Raw genomic sequence first — 25,111 nt, forward strand, 5'->3', positions numbered from 1 at the left:
GTGAGAGTAGGACGTTGCCAGGCAAATTGAAGACAACCTGAAAAGGTTGTTTTTTGTATGAATAAGAAAGTACAAATTTTTACTACCACAGATCTTACTGCTGTGGTATTTTTTGTATTTAAAGGCAAAAGGCTTACAGCATTTTTTTAGGTAGTTTTTTTTTGACATTTCCAAAATATGATCACTAGAGGAAATTAGCAACAAGTCACAGTAATGGGGTTTGGCACGAATCCTGGTTCAGAAACTAATCATGGTTCCTTTTTAAAGAGTCATTGTTGAGGACAGCTCTCGACATTCTTCACAGGCATTTAGAGTTATAAATCTAGTAATGAGTGGTCTGAGGCTACTTTTAATCAAACGTTTGGATAGTATCAAAAAGTCGGGATTTTAATAGAATCATGGAGGTTTGGGAGAAGCTCATCTGTTTTTGTAGAAAGGTGGATTATTTCCTGCGGAATGTTCAAACGCATTTCGACAATCTTCATACTTGCTTTGCAGGGGGAATTGCTTATCAATCAGTATTTACAGCTGTTTCAATCAATCGTTTGATTAGTATAGCCTATTTGGTATTTAGTCGAAAGAGTGTCGGTTTGTGACGCTTGTGGTTTAAACAAAATTTGAAGTAACTCAAACTGTTCTATGATATTAGAGAAAGTAAATTTTCCTAGTTCTCTCTATATGGATGGCTAACGGGGGAGTTTAGAATGGTCGAGAAACTAATCAAACGAAGCAGCTGAATCAAGAATTAAAAGAAGAGAAAAAACGAGCAAAAACGTTAGAAAGAGATTTACTTAAAAAAGAGAAAGCATTGGCGGAAGCTGCCGCAATATTACTATTAAAAAAAAAGGCCCAAGCGATCTGGGGGGACCAAGAGGACGAATGAAATAATATAAACATAAAAATTTAATTTTCTACAACTAATTTTATGTTAAAGTATAACTAATAAAATACAGAGTGTACTTGGAGGAGCCTGTCACCAAGGGATAATTATGTCCTTTGGTAACAGGCTCTTTTTGTATTTTTATTAAACAATGACAAATCATAATAACGAAAGGTGGTAATTTAAGTGTTAATCCTACAATTAGCGATTATTGTAATTGCATCAAAAATAGCAGGAAGTCTTAGTGTTAGATTAGGGCAGCCTTCTGTTCTGGGAAAACTTCTCATTGGAATTGTACTTGGACCATCGGTTCTTGGATTAATAAATGAAACAGAAACATTAGCTGAATTTAGTCAAATCGGAGTTATTTTATTAATGTTTATAGCTGGATTGGAAACAGATATAGATGAATTCAAACGAACTGGAAAAGCCTCAACATTAGTTGGTTTTGGTGGCATTATTGTTCCCCTTGTTTTAGGTCACTTTACTGGGTTGGCATTAAACTTAAGTACAATGGAATCTTGGTTTTTGGGGCTATTACTTTCTGCAACAAGTGTAAGTATATCGGTTCAAGCACTGAAGGAGATGAATCGTTTAAAAACACCTGAAGGGACCACAATCTTAGGAGCAGCTGTAATCGATGATGTTGTAGTAATTATCGCATTAGCATTCTTGATGAGTTTTGCAGGCGGAGATGTGAATTTAATCACTGTTGTTTTAAAGAAAGTCATTTTCTTTGCGGGAGCTATTCTTGTTGGATGGAAGGTAATACCTTGGTTTTTAAAGAAGTTCTCATCATTAAAAGTAACAGAAACGGTCATTTCGTCCGCTCTAGTTATTTGTTTTGTTTATGCTTACTTAGCAGAATATACAGGCGTCGCCGCCATCATCGGAGCCTATATTGCAGGCGTGGCAATTAGCGTAACGGATTTCAAACACGAAGTTTTTGAGAAGGTAGAAACGATTAGTTATTCTATATTTGTTCCTGTTTTCTTTACCTCGATTGGTGTAACGGCAGAGTTCACTGGTATTACTGAAAATATTTTTCTAATAGCCATTCTTAGTGTATTAGCAATTTTAACTAAGTTAGTCGGCTCTGCAATTGGTGCAAAAGCTGCTGGATTTAGTTGGAATAGTTCTTTGGGAATAGGTTCAGCAATGGTTTCCCGTGGTGAAGTAGCATTAATTATTGCTGCTATTGGTTTAGAATCCAATCTACTTAGCCAAGATATGTTTGCTGTGTTAGTTGTTGTGGTACTTGTAACAACTATTGTTACGCCACCAATGATGAAATTGTTTTTTAAATCAAATACTCTAAAGGCAACAAATTAAATTTAACTATAGGTATTGATATTGCTAAATACAAGCACGTGGCAAGAGCCCAAGACTTTAGAGGTTTAGAATTTTCGGCACCCTTTTACTATTAAACGTCGATTTAAGATAAGGCATCCGGCATGGGAGTAAATTATCTGCCGAAACCATCAGGGTGATTTAGGATGTGTTGACAATGTAGGTCAAGGAAATAATCTAAACCTATTTTGTCATTTCTGTGCATTTTGATTTGCCATTAACGTTTGAGATTCATTGACATTAATTTTTTCCTGTTAACTTAAGCTTTACGACCCGCTAAAGGTCACTATAGATAATTCAAAATTTTGGCGTTATCCCTTTAACAAATCTATATTCGCTTACATAGCATAAGATTATATTCGCCTAATTTTATTGGTGTTCTGAATATAGTTAAATTGGTATTATTTTAAATTACCTTATCTTTGTATCTAAGTAAGTTGGTGGTTTGATAGAGTTCAAGACTACTTAAAGAATTTTCAACTTCCACCTCTTCAACTCTATCGAACTTTAGATTTATTACCAAGATATTTTTAACCCGCGGAGTTTCCCAGAATATCGACTTCAAGAACCCCTTGTCCCATCTTCCTAGGCGATACAGAGTCTATTATTAAGAATGGAGGAACAAGCATTGATAGAAAAAACGTACAGAAATGTACCTGTTTACTGGCCTTACCTATATCAGCCTTGTCCGTGCTATCTTCCGTTACCTAAACCATCAATGGACTTGTCAGGACCAATATTTCCAATAGTAATAGCACCATTCTTATCACTACAACCCGTGCCTATACCATCTATTTGGAGTAACTTATCCAAACCTATTTATTGCATTCAAGCAGGAAAATACGTGACCAACACAAAGCCTATTGATCTGCTGGTTTTCGCCCCTCATCCCGATGACGAGACGCTAGGGACTGCAGGTGTGATTATGCGATCAGTGGCGGCAGGAAAGCGGGTTCATGTTGTTATCTTTACGAATGGAGATGGTTACCCGAGGGCTGCCTCCCAGCTGCTCAAGAAGAATATTAACGAGCTTCGTCCCGAGGATTACTTCGAATTGGCGCGGGTGCGCCAGTTCGAAGTGTATGCTGCTATGGCGGAGTTGGGACTAACGCCGTCGGATATTACCTTTCTCGGCTATCCTGATGCTGGACTGGATCGTGTCTATAAGTCCCAGGGTCTAGAGCCTTTCCAGCAACGCTTTACCCTGATGAGACAGACGTATAGCATGGTATACCCGGACTATCACTCGCTTGTTTATGGTATGCCAGCGCCCTATCTGAAGGAATTTGCTCTCTCCGATACAATGGACCTGATCAGGTGTATGCAGCCAAAGGAAATCTACGTCACCGATGGTGCGGATGGGCACTTAGATCATCAGGCGGCTTTCTTGTTTGTTCGTGACGCCGTGCAGGCGACAGGTTACAGAGGGAAAGTGTATACCTATTTAATCCACAGCGGTCCAGACACCGAATGGCCATGGCCACGTGGAATTACCCCTAGATTGCCGTTTGAGGCACATGAGTATAAAGGAGAGCGAATTCCCAGCTTTGTCCCGTGGCCGCCTCGAGTGCGGGTCCCAATGACCGAAGCTGAGGCCACTCGAAAGTTGAAAGCGATTCGGGCGTATCGCTCGCAGCTTGCTACGGACAGGGAGTATCTCGAATCGTTTATAAAGAATGAAGAAATTTTTTGGTGTACGGTCTGAGGGAAAACTGCGAAATATAAATCATATTTCATGCCTGGCGACTGGTATGTTTCTGGTGACTGTTATATGGATTTAAGATGGTTATTTTGGGTTTCAAGGCCGTATAGATGATGTATATGACAAATCAATTTGGTCCTGTTGTACTCGAAAAGAGCGTATCGTTTTTAAAGTAAAATCATTAAACGAATTTGGCGTTGAGTTATGGGTGCGATGCTTCGATAACGAAGGATCGTTTTTTTGCTGATACTGTATATAAGCACCAATTAGTTCAATAAAATAAAGGGTATTGACAAAAAAAATTATAAGTATTATTATTATCTCAGATTAAAGATAATATAATTCAAGATAATATAATTCAAGATTTTTTAAGGGGGTGAAATTAATGGAGAGGAAATGCAATAATTTGACCTTTCTGATATTAATGCAAACATCTAAAGCAATTCATGATCGAATTAAGGAAGAAATGGTAAAAAACAAGCTTGGTATTACGGAATTTTCTGTTTTAGAGGTACTTTATCAAAAAGGGAAACAAACAATTCAACAAATTGGAAATTGCATATTGGTCTCAAGTGGTTCGATGACCTATTGTTTAGATAAGCTAGAACAAAGAGGTTTATTAAGCCGAAATGCCTGTCCAGATGACCGCCGTATGATACATGTTAGATTAACTGATGATGGAAATAAATTGATGAAGGAAATCATGCCGAAATATCAAGAGTTAATTGAAGATATGTTTGATTCATTAAATTCTGATGAGGCAGAGACATTGGTGAATCTTTTGAAAAAAGTAAGGAATAAAGTTTAAACGTGCATTTTTTTAAAATAATATCTCGAATTCGAGATAAAAAATCAGGAGGATTTTAAGATGTTAAACATTGGTTTATTAATCATTCGTTTGGTAATTGGTTTACTATTTGTAGGTCACGGTGCTCAAAAGTTGTTTGGTTGGTTCGGTGGCAATGGATTGAAAGGAACCGGTGGCTGGTTTGAATCTATTGGCATGAAACCAGGAGTGACCATGGCTCTTTTCGCAGGGTTAGCAGAACTTATTGGGGGACTTTTGTTTGCTTTAGGACTATTAACACCACTTGCAGGAATTATGATTGCAGGAACTATGTTAATGGCTATCGTAAAAGTGCATGGTCCAAATGGATTATGGGCAACAGCTAATGGATATGAATACAACTTAACTTTGCTTTCAGTTGCTATTGGTATAGCTTTGATCGGTCCCGGTCAATATGCGTTAGATTCATTTTTATTCTAAAATATCTGGTCTTTTATGACACTTTTTACTATTACAGGCGATCTTTAATTTCGAACAAAAGAATTAAATTAATATTGTGACAGGAGTGAAATGAGATGGAACTCTTAGGACTACATCATGTATCAATATTAACAGGTAAAGCGGAAAAAAATTATGAATTTTATACAAAAATTTTAGGAATGAGATTGGTTAAGAAAACAGTTAACCAAGATAATACAGAATCCTATCATCTTTTCTATGCTGACGCGGAAGGAAACCCAGGAACTGAAGTTACGTTCTTTGACATTCCTCATCTTGGGCAAACATACAGGGGAACTTCAGATATTTCTACTGTATCACTAAGGGTTAGAAATTCAGATTCATTGTTATTTTGGAAAGAACGTTTTAAACAATTTGGGGTTGAACATGATGTTATTCAAAAAAGAGCAAATCGAGATACATTGGCTTTCAGAGATTTCGAGGGGACTCGTTTAATCCTCGTAGCCGATAACGGTGAAAAAGGTGTGAGAGCTGGGATTCCTTGGCAAAGGAATGACATTCCACTGGAACATGCCATTATTGGTTTAGGACCTGTAACACTCACAGTCGGAATTGCAGAACCAACAATTGGAGTTTTAACAGAAGTTATGGGTTTCCGATTTGCCGGTTCTTATCCTTCACTTGAAGGGGATTATCCAGATATATTGATTTATGTAACTGGAGAAGGCGGCAGCGGTGCGGAAGTTCATATTGAAACAAGACCCGATTTGCCAAGAGTCCGCTTAGGTCGTGGAGGTGTTCACCATGTTGCCTTCCGTGTTCCGAATGAGGAAGAATATGACCAATGGGCAGAGCGTTTGAAAGAATACAGGTTACCGAATTCAGGGAAAGTGGAACGGTATTACTTCAAGGCATTATATTTCAGGGAACCCAATGGTATTTTATTTGAATTATCAACGGATACACCGGGATTTGCGACAGATGAACCAATGGAAACAATGGGGGAAAAACTAGCACTTCCACCATTTTTGGAACCAAACCGAAAAGAGATCCAAGAAAAATTACGACCATTAATCTTAAATTAAATATTGGAGGTATATATAATGAACCATCTAAAAGGAATACACCATGTAACAGCTATTACAAGTAGTGCAGAAAAGAACTATGAATTTTTTACTTATGTTTTAGGAATGCGTTTAGTTAAAAAAACGGTAAATCAAGATGATATTCAAACCTATCATTTATTCTTTGCAGATGATAAAGGCAGCGCAGGCACAGACATGACTTTCTTCGATTTCCCCGGCATTCCTAAAGGAGTACATGGTACAAACGAGATTTCAAAGACATCTTTCCGTGTACCGAGTGATGAAGCATTAGACTATTGGGTAAATCGTTTTGATCGTTTAGAAGTGAAACATACTGGAATCAAAGAGCAATTTGGCAAGAAAACCCTCTCTTTCATTGATTTTGACGATCAGCAATATCAATTGATTTCAGATGAATTCAATAAAGGGGTGGAATCTGGCACACCATGGCAAAAAGGTTCAATTCCACTGGAATATGCAATTACTGGTTTGGGACCAATTTTTGTCCGTATTGCGAACTTTGATTACTTCAAAGAAATGATGGAAAAAGTCCTATTATTTAAAGAGACAGATAAAGAAGGGTCATTCCATTTATTTGAAGTGGGGGAAGGCGGGAATGGTGCCTCGGTCATTGTAGAATATAATGCCATTCTTCCTGAAGCCCAGCAAGGTTTTGGGACGGTTCACCATGCGGCATTACGTGTAGAGGATCGCTCTGTTTTAGAAGAATGGATTGAACGGATGAGTAGTTTTGGATTCCATACATCCGGTTATGTAAATCGTCACTTTTTTGAGTCATTATACGCAAGAGTTGCACCGCAAATTTTATTTGAATTCGCTACAGATGGTCCTGGTTTTATGGGAGATGAACCTTATGAAACGCTTGGGGAAAAATTATCTTTACCTCCATTCTTAGAGCCTAAACGTGCAGAAATAGAAAAATTAGTTCGCCCAATTGATACAATGAGAAGTACAAAGGAATTCATCAAAGAATAAAAAGAAAAATATTCAACGAAACAGATATTTACGAAGGAAAGTGGAAAACAGAGTCCAATAAAGGAAGAGGAGCTCCATTTTAATGCCTAGTTCTTTTTCTCTCAGAAAACAGCTTAATAAAAAGAGGCCGGATTCATAATGAATCCAGCCTCTTTCCCTTATTAGGCAATCACGTAATCCGTCACATTGCGGTCGATGACTCTTGCTCCTTTTGCAGCTACAAACTTGCCACTGGCCGTTGTGAAAACTTCAGATGCAATAATCTGCGCCATTGATAATTTTACAACTTCTTCATCAATCGGCTCTTTAGGGTTATCGACGGAAAGACTTGCCGTCTTTCCAAACTCTGTGGTAAATTGCAATTCCAATGTTTTTGCCATTCCTTTCACCTCCACTCACTTTATTATTTCGTTAGACTATTAACCTAGAATCGCGGAGCTGTCATTTCGCTCCACTTTGTTTAGCGGGTCATTGCATAGAGAAGCTACTGCTAGTGCCGCTTGGGATAGTTGATCTGCGGTAGCAGCCTTTGTGACATTGCTAAACGTTTTTGCTTTGAGGATGGGATTTCCTTCGTCATCCATGCCCGCTTCAAACACGATGCGAAGCTTCGTTACCTCTAATAATGCTTGTGCCATTGTTTCTCACCACCTTTCACCTTCTATATATAGAAAAGTCGGTAAAAAGGACAGGGTAGGAAGGAGAAATTTTATTTGAATGTAAGACTTTTAGTGAATGGATGGAGTAGTCCTAGATTGTGGAACATATTGTGTGGTTTCATAGCACGAGGTTGTTTCCTATGAGATTATTGAGAAAATATGGTTGGAGCTGCGTTCTCTATGGTCCAGATGCACTTGCAGAAGCTCGTAAGCTGCAATATGTGGGCGCATGTAGTGGGATAATTAGCTCCAATGAGCAGCTTCCCAGCCAATTGTTGAAGGATATAGCGAACTGGACCATTTTATCAGCGGAAAACGCACATTTATCAGATGAATCTTTCGGTGAAAGCCTTTATATTCATGAAAAGGCGTGATTAAGTGTGGGGATGGTTATTTTTCGAAAAAATGCGTGATTAATTATGAGGACTTTTATTTTTGGAAAAAAAAGCGCGAAGGTGCCTTCGGATTGGAAGGCATTTACGCTTGTTTGGGTTCCAGGTTCATCGTTTTCATTGTTTCATTTGATTAGAGGACAAAATAAAGATACACTTACCTATATTGTTTTTTAGAGCGGGTGCAGGATGAATAATAGACAGAAAGAATTACTACGAATATTGCTCGTTCATGAAGAAGGGGTATTGCATATCAAGGATTTGTCGGAAGAGCTTGATTGTGCGGAAAAAACGGTCCGGAACGATTTAGATCGATTGGAGGAGTTTCTCCGCGATTATCCAAGCGCAAGGCTCATCCGGAAGCCGGGCCTTGGGATTGCGATTGAAAGTGATGAAAGTGATCGATCGGAAATTTTGCGCAGTCTTCTTTCGAGCGAACCGAAAACCAATGAAGAACGGCTTTTTGAAATGGCCTATCAGCTCTTAACAAGTGATAAGGCAATCACCTTACAGCATTTTGCCGATCGATACTATGTACCTAAAGCGGCGATTAAAAAAGATATCGAGGCGATTACGGATTGGCTGGAGCGGTTTGAGCTTGAACTCGTTTCGAAGCCGCGGGTGGGAAATGTGATTCAAGGATCAGAATTGAAGAAACGTAATGCTTTGGCGCACTTGTCTGAGCTTTTTTTGCACGAAAAAAATGTGGTGTTGGATTTATTTTTACCCTATGAAATTTCGACCGTTAGGAATGCACTTAAGGATATGCAGGGGCGATTTTCGATTGCTTTTTCAGACGATGCGTTAGAGAGCTTGCTCGTTCATGCACTGATTATGGTGAAACGGACCCGGCAGCGGTCGCCTGTATTTGTCCAAGAGTCCGAAAAAGTGATGGCGTTTGAACGGAAAGAATATCAATTTGCCAGCTGGTTTTTTGAAAAATTGGAATTGGCCTTTCGGTTAACCTTCCCGGATGTGGAGCAGGTTTATTTTACATGGCACCTGATTAGCAGCAAGCGTGTCGGAGAGGAACTCCATCAAGATTTGACAGTGGATGAAGAGGCAGCTGAGCTTGTTCTTGCTTTCGTTCGCAAGATGGAAAAGTTGACTTTCATTCATTATGAAGCGGATCCGATCTTAATCGATGGCCTTGCCGTTCATTTGCATTCGGTCATCAATCGCATCAAATATGGTTTTCCGATTACAAATCCGCTTCTATCGAATATTAAAAAAATGTATCCCTATATGTTCAATATGGTGATGTTAACGCTTGAAGAAATCAAACAAACTTTTCATATCGAAATCCCTGAGGATGAGGCGGCCTATATTGTCCTTCATTTTCAAGCCTCTGTTGAAAGACTGGAAAAAAAGCGAGATATAAAGAAGAAAGCGTTGATTGTGTGCCATATGGGGATTGGCATGTCGCATTTGTTAGAGGCGAAAATCGAACAGCAGTACCAGAACATTGAGATTGTCGCCTGTATTGGAAAGGCGGAAGTGCCGGAATATTTGAGTTCTCATCCAGCGGATTTTATTATCTCTACGGTTCCGCTTGAGAAAGTAACCATCGAGCACATCGTGATTTCCCCGTTGTTTGGACAAGAGGATAAGAAAAAATTACATCAGTTTGTGGAGGAATTGAAGCAGAAAAGTGCAGAACTCCATGGACCCCCTGTATTTTCTCCCTTCTTGAAGGAAGAACTTGTGTTTTTTCATGTGGAAAAAGAACACCGCTATGAAGTCGTCGAAATGCTGGCGGACGCTCTTTATAAAAAAGGTTATGTGAGTAAAGAGTATATTCATAGTGCTGTTAATCGAGAGAGGAAATCAGCTACAGCCATCGGCGGGGGAATTGCCATCCCGCATGGAAACCCATCGATGATTCACCAATCTGCTTTAGCCACGGCGATCATGAAAGAGCGGATGGAGTGGGGGAATGAACGAGTGTCCCTTGTCATCATGCTGGCCATTGCCAAAGAAAATCAAGGGGAGCTTCGCGGGGTAATTGGGAAGATTTCCTCCCTGAGTGAGGCACCTTTGGTTGTTCATGCGCTAACAGCTGCACGGGATTATCAAGAATTTTTACAAGTAATCGACCAATTCGCCTAGCGGGTTGGTTATTTTTGCAATTCCCCCCCTAATTGTTTTGTAGGAGGAGGGTTCTATGTGACCGAAGTGGTAAAAGAACTAAGTTTGAGGTAACGTAGGAGGGTTCTACGTGACCGAAATGGTAAAAGAACTAAGTTTGAGGTAACGTAGGAGGGTTCTACGTGACCGAAATGGTAAAAGAACTAAGTTTGAGGTAACGTAGGAGGGTTCTACGTGACCGAAATGGTAATAGAACTAAGTTTGAGGTAACGTAGGAGGGTTCTATGTGACCGAAATGGTAAAAGAACTAAGTTTGAGGTAACGTAGGAGGGTTCTATGTGACCGAAGTGGTAAAAGAACTAAGTTTGAGGTAACGTAGGAGGGTTCTACGTGACCGAAGTGGTAAAAGAACTAAGTTTGGGGTCACGTAGGAGGGTTCTACGTGACCGATATGGAGCTAGAACTAAGATTAAGGTCACATAGGAACGCATTAAACTTTTTTTACCGCAGTCTCCGGTAAAAAGATGAAAAATTACCTGGACAAGATTGGTATATTATAGATTTAAGAAAGCGATTACTTAGTTATTTTTACAATAGGAGGTAACACGATGGGGAAAATATTAGCTGTTACAGCTTGTCCAGTTGGAATTGCTCATACATATATGGCTGCTGAGAACTTACAAAAAGCGGGCCAAGCGTTGGGCATCGATATAAAAGTGGAAACACAAGGTTCGATTGGCGTCGAAAATGCGTTAACGGAGCAAGATATTGCCGAAGCAGATGGCATTATTATTGCAGCGGATAAAGAGGTTAAGAAGGACCGTTTTGCCGGCAAAAAATTAATTGTCACCGGTGTCCAAGAGGGTATTCGCAAACCAGAAGAATTGATTAAACAGATTCAAAGCGGAAACGTTCCTGTTTATAAACCTGAATCAGCCCCGTCTGGTCAAGAAAAGAAAAGCAAACAAAAGGAAAACGGCTTTTATAAGCACTTAATGAGTGGGGTTTCCTACATGATTCCCTTTATTGTGGTTGGGGGATTATTGATTGCGATCGCGTTAGCTCTAGGTGGTGAGCAAACACCAGGTGGAATTAAAATACCAGATGGTTCCTTTTGGAAACAAATTGAAGGTCTTGGCGGTACAGCTTTCATGTTCATGGTACCGATCTTGTCTGGTTTCATTGCGGTAAGTATTGCTGACCGTCCAGGACTCGTACCAGGTATGATTGGCGGTTATATTGCAGCCAATGGTAGTTTTTACGGAAGTGAAGCGGGTGCCGGATTTATCGGCGGGATTATTGCTGGTTTCTTAGCGGGTTATGTTGCCCTAGCTATTAAAAAAATTAAAGTGCCAAAAGCGGTTCAGCCCGTTATGCCAATTATTTTTATCCCAATTCTATCAAGTGTTATTGTAGGTCTATTATTTATCTTCGTCATTGGTCATCCGGTTGCAAGTGTGTTCGAAGCATTAACAACTTGGCTTGCTAGCATGCAAGGTGGAAGCTCGATTGTCTTAGCGATGATTCTCGGTGCGATGATTGCGGTCGATATGGGTGGCCCATTCAACAAAGTTGCTTTTCTTTTCGGCTCAGCCATGATTGCAGAAGGTAACTATGAAATTATGGGACCCATTGCAGTAGCGATCTGTATCCCGCCAATTGGACTTGGACTTGCTACTTTTATCAACAAACGCAAATTTAGTCAGGCAGAAAGAGATGCCGGAAAAGCATCCTTCACGATGGGGCTATTTGGTATTACAGAGGGTGCGATTCCGTTCGCCGCACAAGATCCATTTCGTGTGATTCCAAGTATCGTTGTCGGTTCGATGGTAGGTTCTGTCATCGCCATGCTTTCTAGTGTGGGTGACAGAGTTGCTCATGGTGGTCCGATTGTTGCTATATTAGGTGCTGTTGACAATGTGGTTATGTTCTTCATCGCTGTTATTGTTGGTGTGATTGTAACGGCCCTCATGGTTACGGCGTTGAAGAAAAATGTAGATGGTGCTGTGCCGGTTGCAGCGGGTGTTGGTCCTGATACTAGTGCTGCGGCACCAGTACGTGAAGAAAAAGTCGAAGCTGTTTCTAAAACTGATATTAGCAAGTTAACTGATATTACTACAATAGAATTAATTGATACCGATTTAGCTGGCAACACACGTGATGATGTAATCGATGAATTGATTGCCAAGTTTGATACAGCTGGTGTCTTACGTTCAAAACAAGAATATAAACAAGCGATCTTAAATCGTGAGAGTGAAAGTTCGACTGGGCTTGGCATGAATATCGCCATCCCCCATGGTAAATCCAATGCGGTGGAACGACCAGCTGTTGCCTTTGGTATCAAACGTGACGGTGTCAATTGGAACAGTTTAGATGGCGCACCGGCAAAATTAATCTTCATGATTGCTGTGCCGGAAAAAGCAGCAGGAGATGCCCATCTCAAGATTCTCCAAATGCTATCACGAAAATTAATGGATGATGGGTTTAGAGAGCAATTATTAAAGGTTACGACGAAAGAGGAAGCATATAAACTTCTTGAGACTATTTAGGGGTCAGTGGGAGGTAAACTGAATCAAACAGTAAAGCAGAGAGCAATGTCTCTCTGCTTTTTTTGTGTCTTTGAGACCATGGGGATGGTTCTCTTGGTCAAGCCGCATTTGAGTTTGCGATATCAATGATGATGAGAGCAGAAAGCAAGCATCAACAATACAGAAAATTTTGTAACATTTTGTAAGAATATATTGATTTTTTTAAATATTTATTCTAATATAATGTGTATTAAATTTATTGAAATAGTTGGAATTAATTTATAGGGGGAATTGTTTTGGAAGTCATCGAGAAAATCAGCAGCTTTGCTGGGAAAACATTTACGTTATGGGTATTGATCTTTGCGGTTATTGCTTATCTTAATCCTGGTAACTTTGTGTGGCTGGGAGGCTATATTGTTCCTCTACTAGGAATTGTTATGTTTGGAATGGGCCTGACACTCGAGCTATCGGATTTTAAAGAAGTATTTAGAAGACCGAAAGAAGTGGCGCTTGGGGTCATCGGTCACTTTATCATTATGCCGTTACTTGCCTTTTTATTGGCGGTCGGACTCCATTTACCTGAAGAAGTTGCTGTAGGTGTCATTTTAGTAGGATGCTGTCCAAGCGGAACTGCTTCCAATGTTATGGTGTTTCTAGCAAGAGGAAATGTGGCACTGGCCGTTGCAATTGCCTCAGTTTCTACGATTCTTGCACCAATTGTTACACCATTGCTTATTCTTCTGTTTGCGAGCAAATGGGTTGATGTCAGTGTTGCTTCCTTATTCCTTTCGATTGTACAAGTTGTCATTGTTCCATTAGCAGCTGGCTTTATCATTAAAAAGTTCTTTGGCAAACAGGCAAAAGCCGGTGCAAAGGCATTGCCGCTTGTTTCCGTTATTGCGATTGTGTTAATTGTATCTGCTGTCGTAGCAGGCAGCGCGACCAAAATTGCTGAGTCGGGTCTACTTATTTTTGGTGTAGTAATCCTTCATAATCTGCTTGGATTCTTCCTGGGCTTTTTCTTTGCCCGTTTATGCGGTATGGACCTTGCAAAACAAAAGGCTGTAGCAATGGAAGTTGGTATGCAGAATTCGGGCTTGGGAGTCGCTATCGCTACCGCTCATTTCTCACCTTTAGCGGCAGTACCAAGTGCCATTTTCAGCGTCTGGCATAATCTATCTGGTTCCGTTCTCGCTAATATTTTCAGCCGTATGAAAGAAAAAGATCAAAATGATCAAAGTATCAAGCAAGCAGTCTGATCCTGAAGACCATTCGCCTAAATTTAATAAAATAGAAGAGAAAAACCACCTTTTAAGATTTAAAAGGTGGTTTTTCTATGTTTAAAAGAGGTGCGGCCCAAAACATTATCCCAATCAGCGGAATGGTCATCGGAAATTCGATGGTGCGCGCTATTCTCTTCCTCAACAGATTTACATCAGAAGTAGAAGCGCATCAAGATGAGACGGAACTTATCCTGTCACTCGGCGGAACACCTAAACAAGCCATACACACACAGCTCATCACTTCTATAAAAGCAAGCATGATTCCGACCATTGAGAGCCAGAAAATAATCCGCCTCGTCCAGTTGCCGAGAATGATGAGCACCAAAACATCGCAGGAGCCAACCCTATGCAAGCAGTCCAATTATTTATCGTACCCAAGCCTTTTCAACCAGCGCATGCAGTTACTAAGGGGGAAATAGTGCAAATGGTGTCAGGCACCACGAAAAGACATTTGTCCATTTGTGGTGCCTGACACCAATAACTATATATTCCTCTTATTTTTGGTACTTATCTAACTTAGAGGTTACGGTGCTGGGCTTTCTCTCCTGAGGTTTGGCTTTTAGGGTTGATGCCCAAGCTATTTTTGATTCATATTTCTGGGTATGTTCCTTTTTGACTAGGTTCTGTAACCGATCTTTGTTTTTTTCTAGGGATTCCTCAAGGGCATGCAGGCGCCGTGAAGGAAAGGCGAGTCCCGCCAAAATAGTCGTTACCGTAGGATCTGATTCCGAGAAGTAGGTCCCTTCGAATAATTCGAGTGGTTCTCCAATTCGTTCAAAAATGGATGGAACATTAATTAGTTTAGCCATTTTTTCTGGGCCTTCGTAGATTATCCCCGAGCGGATTACACCGGTTGACTCCACCGGACAGAATACGGAGGTAGCCCAAGATTGTTGTATTTTACTAGTAACATCTGAGGTTGTTTTTGCATCGGTAATTTGAGCAGAAGATATAATCGTTACTCCTCTTGTTCCCAAAATATTCATCAGATCAGTTTCATCAAAGTTTCCGTAAAACGAGCTCTTTTTCGTTACTTGCAACACACTCTTAATGGCTTCCATGACTTGCTGATTAGAAGAAAGGTAGATTTGATGTTTACTGGATTGTGGGTTTAACTTTCTCATTTGATCATTATCAACTAGGAACACCGATGAAAGCGAGTTTATCTTGGAAAGCTCTTCAATACACTCTGTAGCATTGATGCGATTACCTGTTAATACATTTCGATCAGGAACAATTGCAATGGCACCTATGTTAACGCCGGACAGATGTTCCAATAACAGATCGATCAATAACGGGCTCATCCCTGATCCAGTACCACCATCGGTTGAGAAGGCCACTAATAAAAGTTTAATTTTCTTAAAGGAATTCTTTACAAAGTCGATAATCTCTCGGTAGTTATCGTTAACCGCTTTTAAACCAATGGATCGATCCTGCCCAGCACCATTGTAACCAGGAACAAAATACTTCCTTTCCACTTTTGTGTTCACTATGCCATCGCGTTTGTTCGTATTGATAAGTGCGGTTTGAAACCCCATCGATGAAGCAATTTCCGCTAAATTACCGCCTGCTTGCCCGACTCCTAAAATCCCAATTGATTCCATCAGATCGCCTCCTTCATTACTAAAATGATACTCATGTTTTTCGAAATTAGACTTTTTCATTTGAAAAATGCCTAAAAATAGTAGTTGAAAAATGAATAAATCAACTGTGACTTAACAATCGCTACATATTAAAAATGGTGTCAGGCACCATGAAAGGACATTTGTCCATCTGTGGTGCCTGACACCAAGAACCATTTTTGTATTCAAATCTGGTTCAGCAGCTAAACATGGTTCCTTTTTAATGAGTCATTTTTGAAGATTTCCCTCGACATTCTTCGCAGGTACTTAGAGTGAGAATAGTATTGAAGCATGTTGAGGCAACTATTAATCAAACGTTTGTGTAGTAGGGGAATTTGTGAGAACGATAGTTATTAATCCTTATAGACGACCGGACTAACGGTAATTTCGCTAGTCCGGTAGTTAATCGTCCGTATGAAGGCCGGACCCACGAATTTTTTGTTCTCGTATTCTACTCCCGTATTAAATTCTTTACTTTTTCTCTAGCACCGCTACGCCAACCTTTCACGGCTGATAAGGATACCTTTTCTAGTTCGGCAATTTCCTTGACCGATAGGCGATCACGGATGGTATACAGTAGCCATTTCTTTTGATTCGGTGTGAGCGTTTCGCAGTAGGATAATAGAATTTCCTCCTGTAATGGGTCATCCGAATAGGGATCTGCTGCCAGGTCCCAGAATTGCTCATCAGGGTGAACATTTCGTTCTTGGTCTTGGTGTAATTTTTTCAATTCCATCAGAAGATAGCCTTTGATATAGGTGTAGGCATAGTTGGTGAAGCTCCCTTTTTGGGGGTCAAAGCGCTGGCTAGCTTCCCAAAGGGCGATGAGACTGTGCTGATAGAATTCCTCATGGTGTTTGTAAAGGTGGAGCGAGTGCATGATTTTATGGAGCATGGGCTGGTACTGGTCGACTAACTGTTCAAAGCTTTCCAAGGGAAAGTCCTTTCAGAAAGCGCGCTTTTCATGTATTCCCGGGTACCTATACCATAGCGGGAATACTCGATCGTATCGAACGGAAAATATTCACTTTTGGAAGGGATATTGGGCTAAGTGAGGTGATATTTGCAAGCAAATTTGATTTTTGGGGGCGTTTTTTGGAGTTTCAGTCGATTTTGGGGTGAATTGCCGATGCTTACTACATAAATATAGGGACTTACTACATATATGCGTACACTTACTACATAAATATAGGGACTTACTACATAATTTCGTACACTTACTACATAACTATAGGGACTTACTACGTATATGCGTACACTTACTACATAACTATAGGGACTTACTACGTATATGCGTACACTTACTACATAACTATAGGGACTTACTACGTATATGCGTACACTTACTACCTAACTATAGGGACTTACTACATAATTCCGTACACTTATTACATAATTTACGAAACTTACGACATTTGCTGGATAATTATTGGAAATTAATTAAAAAAGGAAAGCTCAGTCCGAACGAACCCTGACTTCAGGCAACCAAATTACAAAAAGACAAAAAATATTTCACGCAGATACAAATTGTGACAAAGTTCACACTTTATATCTAGTAGAATAGTAGTAAAATTTAAGAATTGATACTATAATTTATATTTATGATGCAAAACCAAAAGCTTAAAGTCGAAAGACGTCGATAGCTTGATTGTTAGGTATGCGGGGGGAATTTTAATGGAAAATGCTGTGAAAGAATCAGTGGAAGAAATTGGAGAACGGCGGGCAAAATCTTTTAAATGGTATACAAACTGGAAGTTTATTACAACGGGTGTAATCATTATTATAGCGCTCATATTTGGGGCAATCAGCTATTATCAGGCAAACCATTTTAATGCAAATATCAAGATTAATGGCGTAAATGTTAATGGACTGACTGCTGATGAGGCACTTAACAAATTAAATACAGTTGTTTTAAAAAACGTAGTCTATGTCGGGCAACAACAAATTTTTGATGGACAAGATACGAAGATGGGTTTTACAGATAAGGATCTAGCAGGTGTTGAAAAATTATTAAGCAGCCAGCGAACGTATTTTCCTTCTTCAAAGGCAAAAGAATTTTCATTAATGCCTAGCCAACCCGATCAGTATCGCAGCCAAGAGATGAAGAAACAAGTGGAAGAAAAGATACTTTCAATGAATAAGAGTTTAACAGCGCCTAAAGATGCGAAGGCCAGTTTGGAACAAGGTAAAGTTGTCGTCTCAAAAAGTAATGATGGACAGCAGCTTGATTTTGCCAGTCTATTAAAGGACTACGAAAAGCAGGGATATACGAGTGAAATCCGTTTGAACCCTGTATACATCCAGCCAATCAAAGAAGACAGTCCGATTGTAAAAAATGAGCAGAAAAGGCTAGAAGAACTCCTTCTGCAAACCGTTGATTATAAGGTACAGGATAAAGTTTTTTCGTTAAAAGGCAGCGAATTAATAAAAAATGCATCGGTGACAAAAGACTTGAAGGTCACGATTGACCCAAGTGATATTAACGAGAAAATTGCTGAAATTAATAGTTCTCAATCCACATTAGATAAAGATTTCACATTTAAGACCCATTCAGGAGCAGTCAAAACCGTAAAAGGAAAAGGCTATGGCTGGGCATTAGATGTGGATAAAGAAACAACACAGATTAAGAAAGCTTTTGAAAAAGGCGAGAAGTCGATCGCTGCTACTAATATTATCGGACATGGCTGGAGTGGTGAAGGCTATGGTTATGAAACGACATCAAACAATGGCATCGGTGATACATATGCTGAAGTTTCGATTGCACAACAGCGGATTTGGATTTACAAAAATGGTAAATTAGTCGTCACAACGAATGTCGTGACCGGCAAACACAGCACCGGTAATGATACATCAAAAGGAGTGTGGTATATCCTCTATAAACGATCACCTTCCACACTAACGGGCAGAGAACTCGGAGGAAAACCAGGTTATTCAGTAAAAGTTGATTATTGGGCTCCTTTTACGAATGATGGACAAGGATTCCACGATGCCGGCTTTCGGTCCAACTGGTCAAGTAATGCCTATCTTAATGCAGGATCACATGGCTGCGTCAATACACCGCCTAGTGTTATGAAAACTGTGTATAATACACTAAGCACTTACGACCCGGTTGTCATCTATTAAACAATCGATTAGAGTCAGGAAATCGTCAATGATTTCCTGATTTTTTATTTGGAGTCTACTTTTTTGCACTTCATCAAGAAAAAGACAAAAAGCGATCATCCATCCTGACTGCCTATTAAGAAATCCAAATCTAAATATATTTTTCAAAACTGAGGTACTATAGAGATAGGTTCAAAATTCATAAATAAGTGAGGCAGAAAAAAGATGGAGTTAAATAAAGATTGTATGTATTGCATGAAGGATGAAAGACGAGACAATCTTATGATTGAAATATGTGAGTTGGAGGTTTCAACAGTCTTTCTTTTTAAAGAACAGACGTATACTGGCAGATGTAATGTAGTTTATAAGGATCATGTTAAAGAACTATTTCAGCTCAGTCATGATGAATTAGCAGCTTTTATGAACGATGTAAAAAAGGTAGCTGCAGCGGTCGATCAGACTTTCCAGCCAAACAAGATTAATTATGGAGCGTATGGTGATACATTACATCATCTACATATGCACATTGTGCCTAAGTATGAAGGAAAAGAAAATTGGGGGTCCACTTTCGAGATGAACCCAGGAAAAACATACTTAACAGAAGAAGAATATCATAACATGATCGAGACAATAAAAGGAGCTCTGTGACATCTATTGAAAGTTATTTTTAAAGGTGATTCAGGGTCGGTACCGAGTTAAATTTCCGTGCCGCAGGGTGGAGAGGTGTTAGCGTAACGCACTTCTCTTTTGTTTGCCTTAAAAAAGCTTAAGGTATAACAAAAAAAGATGGGATCATCCCGCTTTGTTTCTTACTAATTAATACTTTTTCCCCGTGATAGATATCCGAAACTACGAAATTATCGTTACCAATCAGCTTACTACATAATTATTAAGACTTACGACGAAATAACGGGCACTTACTACATAATTATAGAGACTTACTACAAGATAACGGTCACTTACTACATATTTTACGAAACTTACGACATTTGCTGGATAATAATTGCAAATCAACTCAAACTGGGAATTCTTACTTAACGGTTACTTACTACATAATTATAGAGACTTCCAAGGATGTCGGATTGAGGTCCTAATTGACTCCCTATAATAGTGGGAGATTATAACGTTTTTTAGTCCCACCACCAAACCGAAGAATTGATAAGAGTTCCTGCTAGGGAATTTACTGTTCCACCCCCTTGCCAGACTATATCCCCACAATACCAAATTGTTCCCAAGCGAGTAATTCTGATTCTTCTTGTGTCTTAGGAGGGTTTTCAACAAATAATTCCCATACATCTGTGGACACTAAAGCGGGAGTAGCTCCATATTTTTCGTACCAGTATTTGAATACTGCAACTTGCTCCTCTGGCATAGGACAATCATTAAACCCGCCCATTGGAACCCAAGCAGCTACTTCCCAAGGTTTATCCGTTGGAATCTTTGCGATAATTATTTTCTTATTTATTACATCTTTAATGGACAGAAAATGGTCCATCTGTCCCTCTAAAGAAAACTCACCAGTGATATCATCGTCTTCCTCCATGGGCATGATCTCATCTAGCAGTCTCTTTAATAATTCTTTTACATCCATATCCTTCGCTTTGGCTATGATTGATTCTCGATCATCGTTCAAGTATTCTTTATCCGCATGGGTATCAACGATTTCTAACATCATCTCTGAAGGGATAATGATAAGTGGTGTATATCCTTCTCTTTTTCCCTCTATGAGAGCTTGATGATACCTCGTCATAACCCCTTTAACATCGTCCTCTTCAATAATCGAGCAGTCACAATCCAATTTAGTAATTATTTCATCAATATAATCAATCTTTTCTTTTTTTTTCTTGAATTTATCAAATATTCCCACGTTCTTCATCTCCTACAGGCTTTGTTATTGGATAAAGATGATCATATTAATAAATTCAATAAAATTTATTTATTTCCTCTTAGAAATTAATCAACCTAAAAAGGTGATACAGAAATTTGTATCACCTCTAATTATGGCTTCTTTAAAACCGCTCTATTTATAATAAGGTTCCCCCGTAACAGGTCCAAAATTTTTATCCAAGTTAATTTAGCTCCTTAAAATTAGGAACGGTATATGAATAAATCAAATACTAGTATCATATGTTTTTTCCGTGTTTGCTTAATAGATTTCCGAAGAATCATCCCGTGGTTAGCAAAATGGGAAGCCTCAAGCAATATCGTTCCTGTCATAGGAATCAATTTTGAACCATGCAAACTTGTTCTTTCCTCTCCGTATCATTCTTTTCTTCTCAAGTAAATGTTTCTCAGGTTACTAGATCTTAGGGGGATTCACATTGAAAAAATCCTATTTACTTCTCATTTCGATTATCATTTTTCTGGGTTTTTTCTTTTTATCCTCCAATACCGATAAAGCGTTCGCACATTCAGGGAGCTACGGCTTTGCTAAAATCGCGGCGGGCGGAGATATGGTAAGAATCACCCTCCTTATCGATTCTTTAACCATTGCCGAATTCCCGGGTGTGGATGCCAATCATGATGAGATAATCGATCAAGATGAATTGAAAAACGCGTACGACGAGGTGGTTCGTCCCTATATTGAAAAAGGCTTGGCAGTAAAAAATAACGGCCGCGTTTTGTCTATGACCCATGAACTTCAATCGGTCCCCCAACTGTCGATGATTCAGATCGATTTATTTTTTAAGGATTCTTCCAAAATCGGGACAGTGTCAATCCTTTATAATTTGTTTTTTGACAGGTCCGAAAACAAACATACGAATGTCGCCACATTTAAAACGGTAGACGGAAAATCATTCGAATATATATTTTCTAAAGATAAAAAGGAGTGGACAGGAACGTTCGGTGAAGCCCCGGGATTTTTTGACACGGCTTTTCAATTTATACGGCTTGGAATCGAACATATATTAACTGGGTACGACCATATGTTGTTTTTGCTGGCCCTTCTTTTGGTAAAAATGAAGTTTCGAAGTATAGCAGCCGTCGTCACCTCCTTTACTTTTGCACACAGCATCACACTAATTCTAGCAGCTTTGGACGTCGTGTCCCTGCCTTCCCGGATTGTAGAAGCGACGATCGCCCTCACCATCGTTTACGTGGCGCTGGAAAATCTTTGGTCACGGGATTATCAGCACCGCTGGGCGTTAACGTTTGCTTTTGGATTGATACACGGATTTGGTTTTGCCGGAGTGCTGCAGGAAATCGGTTTGCCTAAAAACCACGAACTCACTGCGCTGCTTACCTTCAACCTTGGAGTCGAATTGGGTCAATTGCTTATCTTGGTCTGCATCTACCCTCTGATTCGAAAAGTGGAAAATTTCCTCTGGTGGCCAAGAGCTGTACAAATCGGTTCCGTCCTAGTAGGACTTGCCGGATTGTATTGGTTTGTGACGCGTGTTTTTACCTGAAATTTTTCCACTTATAAATTAACTTAAAGTTTATGGGAATGTTATCTAAATTTAACAATTTCCCCTTATCCTAAAGTAGTAATCCACTAAAGGATTGGGAGGGGAGAACTGAGTGAGGGCAACTTTGAATTGGGACGCAGTGAAAAAAGCAATTCCTGCTATTGTTCTTACGACCACAATATCTGCGGGCTTTGTTTTGGCCAACGGAAATTCTGAATCGCCAGGCATACCCAAAAACACCGAGAATGATAAGAACCGTTTCATTCAAGTACAATTACTCGGCCTTAACGATTTGCATGGACAATTGGACAGGACCCGTAAATTTAACGGAAGGTATATGGGCAAAGTCGAATATCTAGCAGCCTATTTGAAGCAAAGGAAAGGGGAGACCAAAAACACTCTTTTGGTCCATGCAGGTGACATGGTTGGTGGCAGCGCACCCGTATCCTCTCTTTTGCAAGAGGAACCCACGATTAAAGTGTTGAACAAAATAGGCTTTAATTTGGGAACGTTAGGGAATCACGAATTCGATCGGGGTGTGAAAGAAATGATGCGCCTGATCCACGGTGGAACCAACCCGAAGGCCGGATACTTTGAAGGTGCTCAATTCCCTTATGTATGTGCCAACGTTATGGACGAAAAGACGGGTAAACTGATTCTCCCTCCCTATGAAATTAAAACGTTTAATGGCATACCGATTGGATTTATTGGAGTTGTATTGAGCGATACCCCCAAGATTGCGAATGCGAGTGTATTAGTGGGAGTAAAGTTCACAGATGAAGTGAAAGCCATTAATAAAGCAGTGGCAGAACTCAAAAAACAAGGCGTTAAAGCTATCGTCGTTCTTGCACACAATGGTGGCAGTCAGTCCGCCCTGACTGGTGCCGCTACCGGAGATATCATTGATATCGCCAAAAAGGTAGACGATGAAGTAGACGTGATGTTTGGCGGTCATACTCACACGTATCTAAACGCCGAAGTGGACGGAAAGCTGCTTGTGGAAGCTTATTCTTACGGAACAGCTTTCTCCGACGTCGACTTGAAGCTTGATCCGGCAACTAAAGAGATCGTGACCAAAAAAGCTGAAATTGTATACGTCTATCAGGACGCCATCAAACCGGACGAGGAAATTAAGAAAATGGTGAAAAGGTACGAGGCCAAGGTCGCTCCCACCGTAAGTAAAGTCGTTGGAACGGCTGCAAATGACATTACCGGCACTCGGAACAAAAGCGGTGAATCCGCTTTAGGAAATCTGATTACCGATTCCCAACGAACAGCCATGAACTCTGACTTTGCTTTTATGAACCCTGCTGGAATCCGGGCCGATATCCAAGCTGGGGAGGTCAATTGGGGAGAGCTGTTCACCATTATACCGTTTACAAACAATCTAGTTAAAGTGACTTTGACCGGCGACCAAATTCGCCGAGTCTTGAATCAGCAATGGCAGCCGAAGGGAATCGTGCGTATGCTGCAAATTTCCGGACTGAAATACACCTGGAGCGGAACTAAAGGTACGAAAAGAAAAGTCCTTGATATCTTCCGTGCTGACGGGACCCCTATTAACCCTGATTCCAAATATACAGTTACGGTTACCAGCTACCTGGCTAATGGCGGTGACGATTTCACCGTTTTCCTTGAAGGGACAGGCAAAGTGGACGGTCCGGTTGACGTCGATGTCTTTGAAAATTATGTGAAGCAGCTGAAGCAGCCATTTGCTTCATTGATCGAAGGACGGGTCACGAAAATTAAATAACCAAATGTTAGGAGACTTGTTCTACTTTTTTAACCGCTGGAAGAAGAAAATGAAATTCCCTGGAAGGGATATATATTAAACGACAAAAATATCATTCTATTACAATTGCACCGTTCAGATTTATGGGGAACGGTGTTTTTTATTTGTGATCGCGACGGTTAAACTGGACTTCTTCTCAGACAAAAGCTGGGCTTCTATCGGTAGGTTTTTCTGACTATAAAGGACCATCAGTATTTCCAATCCCGGTAATCCACTTTCATCTTCCGAAATTTTACCATATAAAAATTTTTTATTTGTAACTATAACTTTATTGCATTTTATTTATTTCCATTATTGCATTATCATTGGTATGAGGAAATGAATAATTACTTCTTTAAATCCTAGAGTGCGGATTTCATCATGCTAAAATCATCCTTGAGGTTAATCATAGCTTATGTATATTTAGCCAAATTTTAGACGTCTGACGGTAGGACAGAAATGATTTATAAAACATAGGAGGAATTTTTATGTGGATTATCACTCGTTTTTTAGATTCAAATATTTCCATGTTTGAATTTGAAACAGAAGAAGCAGCAAGAGAGGCTCTCAAATACATGAAGGGCTGTAAAATTATTTCTGAAGTTGTATACTTCAATGATCCTTGTTTCCAGCAGGAAGCAGCTTAAGATATTTGCGTACTAATGAAGAATAGAAGGTTGAAAATGAGACTAACTCTCCAGTGCCTAACTGAACAGTCAGCCCTCATTCACAATCTAGAATATTAACGAATCATACTTAATAAAGGGCAAGTCGTTAGTTGTCTATTGATCTTCTAACGATCTACCCTTTTTTAATTAACAATTACTTTCATTTGTATCAAAAAGTAACTCGTAATTGACTCAAAACTGGTGACAGACAGATACTACTGATTGTTCCTTTGGATTACTCAATATTAAAAAATACCTTTTCTGAAGACCTCATTTATTTATGGTAAAGTCATCCTCAGTTTTCAACCTTTCTAATTTAACTTCACTTA

At 39.7% G+C, this 25,111-nt stretch carries 20 protein-coding genes and 2 pseudogenes; 17 read left to right on the plus strand and 5 right to left on the minus strand.

Features of this window, described 5'->3' with window-relative positions:
- Positions 1 to 1,066 precede the first annotated feature (1,066 nt).
- The 7 genes and pseudogenes from J7E67_RS16950 (at position 1,067) to J7E67_RS16980 (ending at position 7,259) form a co-directional block, all read left to right on the plus strand.
- Complete coding sequence (locus tag J7E67_RS16950) at positions 1,067 to 2,212, plus strand: cation:proton antiporter (protein ID WP_214732439.1); 1,146 nt, start codon at positions 1,067 to 1,069, stop codon at positions 2,210 to 2,212.
- A 736-nt stretch (positions 2,213 to 2,948) separates the two neighbouring features.
- Positions 2,949 to 3,935: a PIG-L deacetylase family protein gene (locus J7E67_RS16960; RefSeq protein ID WP_285290473.1), complete on the plus strand. Its 987-nt coding sequence runs from the start codon at positions 2,949 to 2,951 to the stop codon at positions 3,933 to 3,935.
- A 12-nt stretch (positions 3,936 to 3,947) separates the two neighbouring features.
- Positions 3,948 to 4,050 (plus strand): annotated as a pseudogene (locus tag J7E67_RS32325) (hypothetical protein); the annotation flags it as partial.
- A gap of 267 nt (positions 4,051 to 4,317) precedes the next feature.
- Positions 4,318 to 4,740 carry a MarR family winged helix-turn-helix transcriptional regulator gene (locus tag J7E67_RS16965; RefSeq protein WP_214732441.1) on the plus strand — a complete coding sequence of 141 codons (423 nt, stop codon included), beginning with the start codon at positions 4,318 to 4,320 and terminating at the stop codon, positions 4,738 to 4,740.
- 60 nt (positions 4,741 to 4,800) lie between these two features.
- Positions 4,801 to 5,199 (plus strand): DoxX family protein, encoded by a 399-nt coding sequence (locus J7E67_RS16970; protein ID WP_214732442.1) that lies wholly within the window; start codon positions 4,801 to 4,803, stop codon positions 5,197 to 5,199.
- 95 nt (positions 5,200 to 5,294) lie between these two features.
- Positions 5,295 to 6,263, plus strand: coding sequence for a ring-cleaving dioxygenase (locus J7E67_RS16975; RefSeq protein WP_214732443.1), 969 nt, complete (start codon positions 5,295 to 5,297; stop codon positions 6,261 to 6,263).
- A gap of 18 nt (positions 6,264 to 6,281) precedes the next feature.
- The gene (locus tag J7E67_RS16980) at positions 6,282 to 7,259 is read left to right on the plus strand and encodes a ring-cleaving dioxygenase (RefSeq protein ID WP_214732444.1); all 978 of its coding nucleotides are present in this window, start codon (positions 6,282 to 6,284) and stop codon (positions 7,257 to 7,259) included.
- A 161-nt stretch (positions 7,260 to 7,420) separates the two neighbouring features.
- Here J7E67_RS16980 and J7E67_RS16985 read toward each other — a convergent pair whose 3' ends face one another.
- On the minus strand, positions 7,421 to 7,639 hold the full coding sequence (locus tag J7E67_RS16985; RefSeq protein WP_214712402.1) for a DUF2922 domain-containing protein: 219 nt from the start codon (positions 7,637 to 7,639) through the stop codon (positions 7,421 to 7,423).
- Positions 7,640 to 7,678: 39 nt separating this feature from the next.
- Positions 7,679 to 7,897: a DUF1659 domain-containing protein gene (locus tag J7E67_RS16990; protein WP_214712400.1), complete on the minus strand. Its 219-nt coding sequence runs from the start codon at positions 7,895 to 7,897 to the stop codon at positions 7,679 to 7,681.
- 161 nt (positions 7,898 to 8,058) lie between these two features.
- On the opposite strand from J7E67_RS16990, the gene J7E67_RS16995 reads away from it, so the two are divergent.
- From J7E67_RS16995 to J7E67_RS17015, 5 genes and pseudogenes are all read left to right on the plus strand, one after another.
- Positions 8,059 to 8,292: a hypothetical protein gene (locus J7E67_RS16995; RefSeq protein ID WP_214732445.1), complete on the plus strand. Its 234-nt coding sequence runs from the start codon at positions 8,059 to 8,061 to the stop codon at positions 8,290 to 8,292.
- Between the two features lie 207 nt (positions 8,293 to 8,499).
- Positions 8,500 to 10,419, plus strand: a complete 1,920-nt coding sequence (locus J7E67_RS17000) for a BglG family transcription antiterminator (RefSeq protein WP_214732446.1) — start codon at positions 8,500 to 8,502, stop codon at positions 10,417 to 10,419.
- Positions 10,420 to 11,006: 587 nt separating this feature from the next.
- Positions 11,007 to 12,947, plus strand: a complete 1,941-nt coding sequence (locus J7E67_RS17005) for a PTS fructose transporter subunit IIABC (protein WP_214732447.1) — start codon at positions 11,007 to 11,009, stop codon at positions 12,945 to 12,947.
- A gap of 275 nt (positions 12,948 to 13,222) precedes the next feature.
- Positions 13,223 to 14,185 (plus strand): bile acid:sodium symporter family protein, encoded by a 963-nt coding sequence (locus J7E67_RS17010; protein ID WP_088089939.1) that lies wholly within the window; start codon positions 13,223 to 13,225, stop codon positions 14,183 to 14,185.
- 95 nt (positions 14,186 to 14,280) lie between these two features.
- Positions 14,281 to 14,628 (plus strand): annotated as a pseudogene (locus tag J7E67_RS17015) (ABC transporter permease); the annotation flags it as partial.
- A gap of 75 nt (positions 14,629 to 14,703) precedes the next feature.
- Here the strand turns inward: J7E67_RS17015 and J7E67_RS17020 are convergent.
- Together J7E67_RS17020 and J7E67_RS17025 are read right to left on the minus strand one after the other, a co-directional pair.
- Positions 14,704 to 15,813 carry an FtsZ/tubulin family protein gene (locus tag J7E67_RS17020; protein ID WP_214712389.1) on the minus strand — a complete coding sequence of 370 codons (1,110 nt, stop codon included), beginning with the start codon at positions 15,811 to 15,813 and terminating at the stop codon, positions 14,704 to 14,706.
- 469 nt (positions 15,814 to 16,282) lie between these two features.
- Positions 16,283 to 16,765, minus strand: a complete 483-nt coding sequence (locus J7E67_RS17025; RefSeq protein ID WP_214732449.1) for a sigma-70 family RNA polymerase sigma factor — start codon at positions 16,763 to 16,765, stop codon at positions 16,283 to 16,285.
- 740 nt (positions 16,766 to 17,505) lie between these two features.
- Here J7E67_RS17025 and J7E67_RS17030 point away from each other — a divergent pair.
- Together J7E67_RS17030 and J7E67_RS17035 are read left to right on the plus strand one after the other, a co-directional pair.
- Positions 17,506 to 18,954, plus strand: coding sequence for a L,D-transpeptidase family protein (locus tag J7E67_RS17030; RefSeq protein ID WP_214732450.1), 1,449 nt, complete (start codon positions 17,506 to 17,508; stop codon positions 18,952 to 18,954).
- Between the two features lie 204 nt (positions 18,955 to 19,158).
- Positions 19,159 to 19,581, plus strand: coding sequence for an HIT family protein (locus tag J7E67_RS17035; RefSeq protein ID WP_214732451.1), 423 nt, complete (start codon positions 19,159 to 19,161; stop codon positions 19,579 to 19,581).
- Positions 19,582 to 20,137: 556 nt separating this feature from the next.
- On the opposite strand, the gene J7E67_RS32130 is transcribed toward J7E67_RS17035, so the two are convergent.
- Positions 20,138 to 20,800, minus strand: coding sequence for a DUF4253 domain-containing protein (locus tag J7E67_RS32130; protein WP_214732452.1), 663 nt, complete (start codon positions 20,798 to 20,800; stop codon positions 20,138 to 20,140).
- Between the two features lie 454 nt (positions 20,801 to 21,254).
- On the opposite strand from J7E67_RS32130, the gene J7E67_RS17045 reads away from it, so the two are divergent.
- The 3 genes from J7E67_RS17045 (at position 21,255) to J7E67_RS17055 (ending at position 24,761) form a co-directional block, all read left to right on the plus strand.
- Positions 21,255 to 22,343, plus strand: coding sequence for a HupE/UreJ family protein (locus J7E67_RS17045; RefSeq protein WP_214712380.1), 1,089 nt, complete (start codon positions 21,255 to 21,257; stop codon positions 22,341 to 22,343).
- Positions 22,344 to 22,455: 112 nt separating this feature from the next.
- Complete coding sequence (locus tag J7E67_RS17050; RefSeq protein WP_214732453.1) at positions 22,456 to 24,096, plus strand: bifunctional metallophosphatase/5'-nucleotidase; 1,641 nt, start codon at positions 22,456 to 22,458, stop codon at positions 24,094 to 24,096.
- A 506-nt stretch (positions 24,097 to 24,602) separates the two neighbouring features.
- Entirely contained in the window at positions 24,603 to 24,761 is a 159-nt protein-coding gene (locus tag J7E67_RS17055) for a hypothetical protein (RefSeq protein ID WP_214732454.1), read from the plus strand.
- Positions 24,762 to 25,111: the final 350 nt, after the last annotated feature.

Source organism: Bacillus sp. ISL-46 (assembly GCF_018613205.1).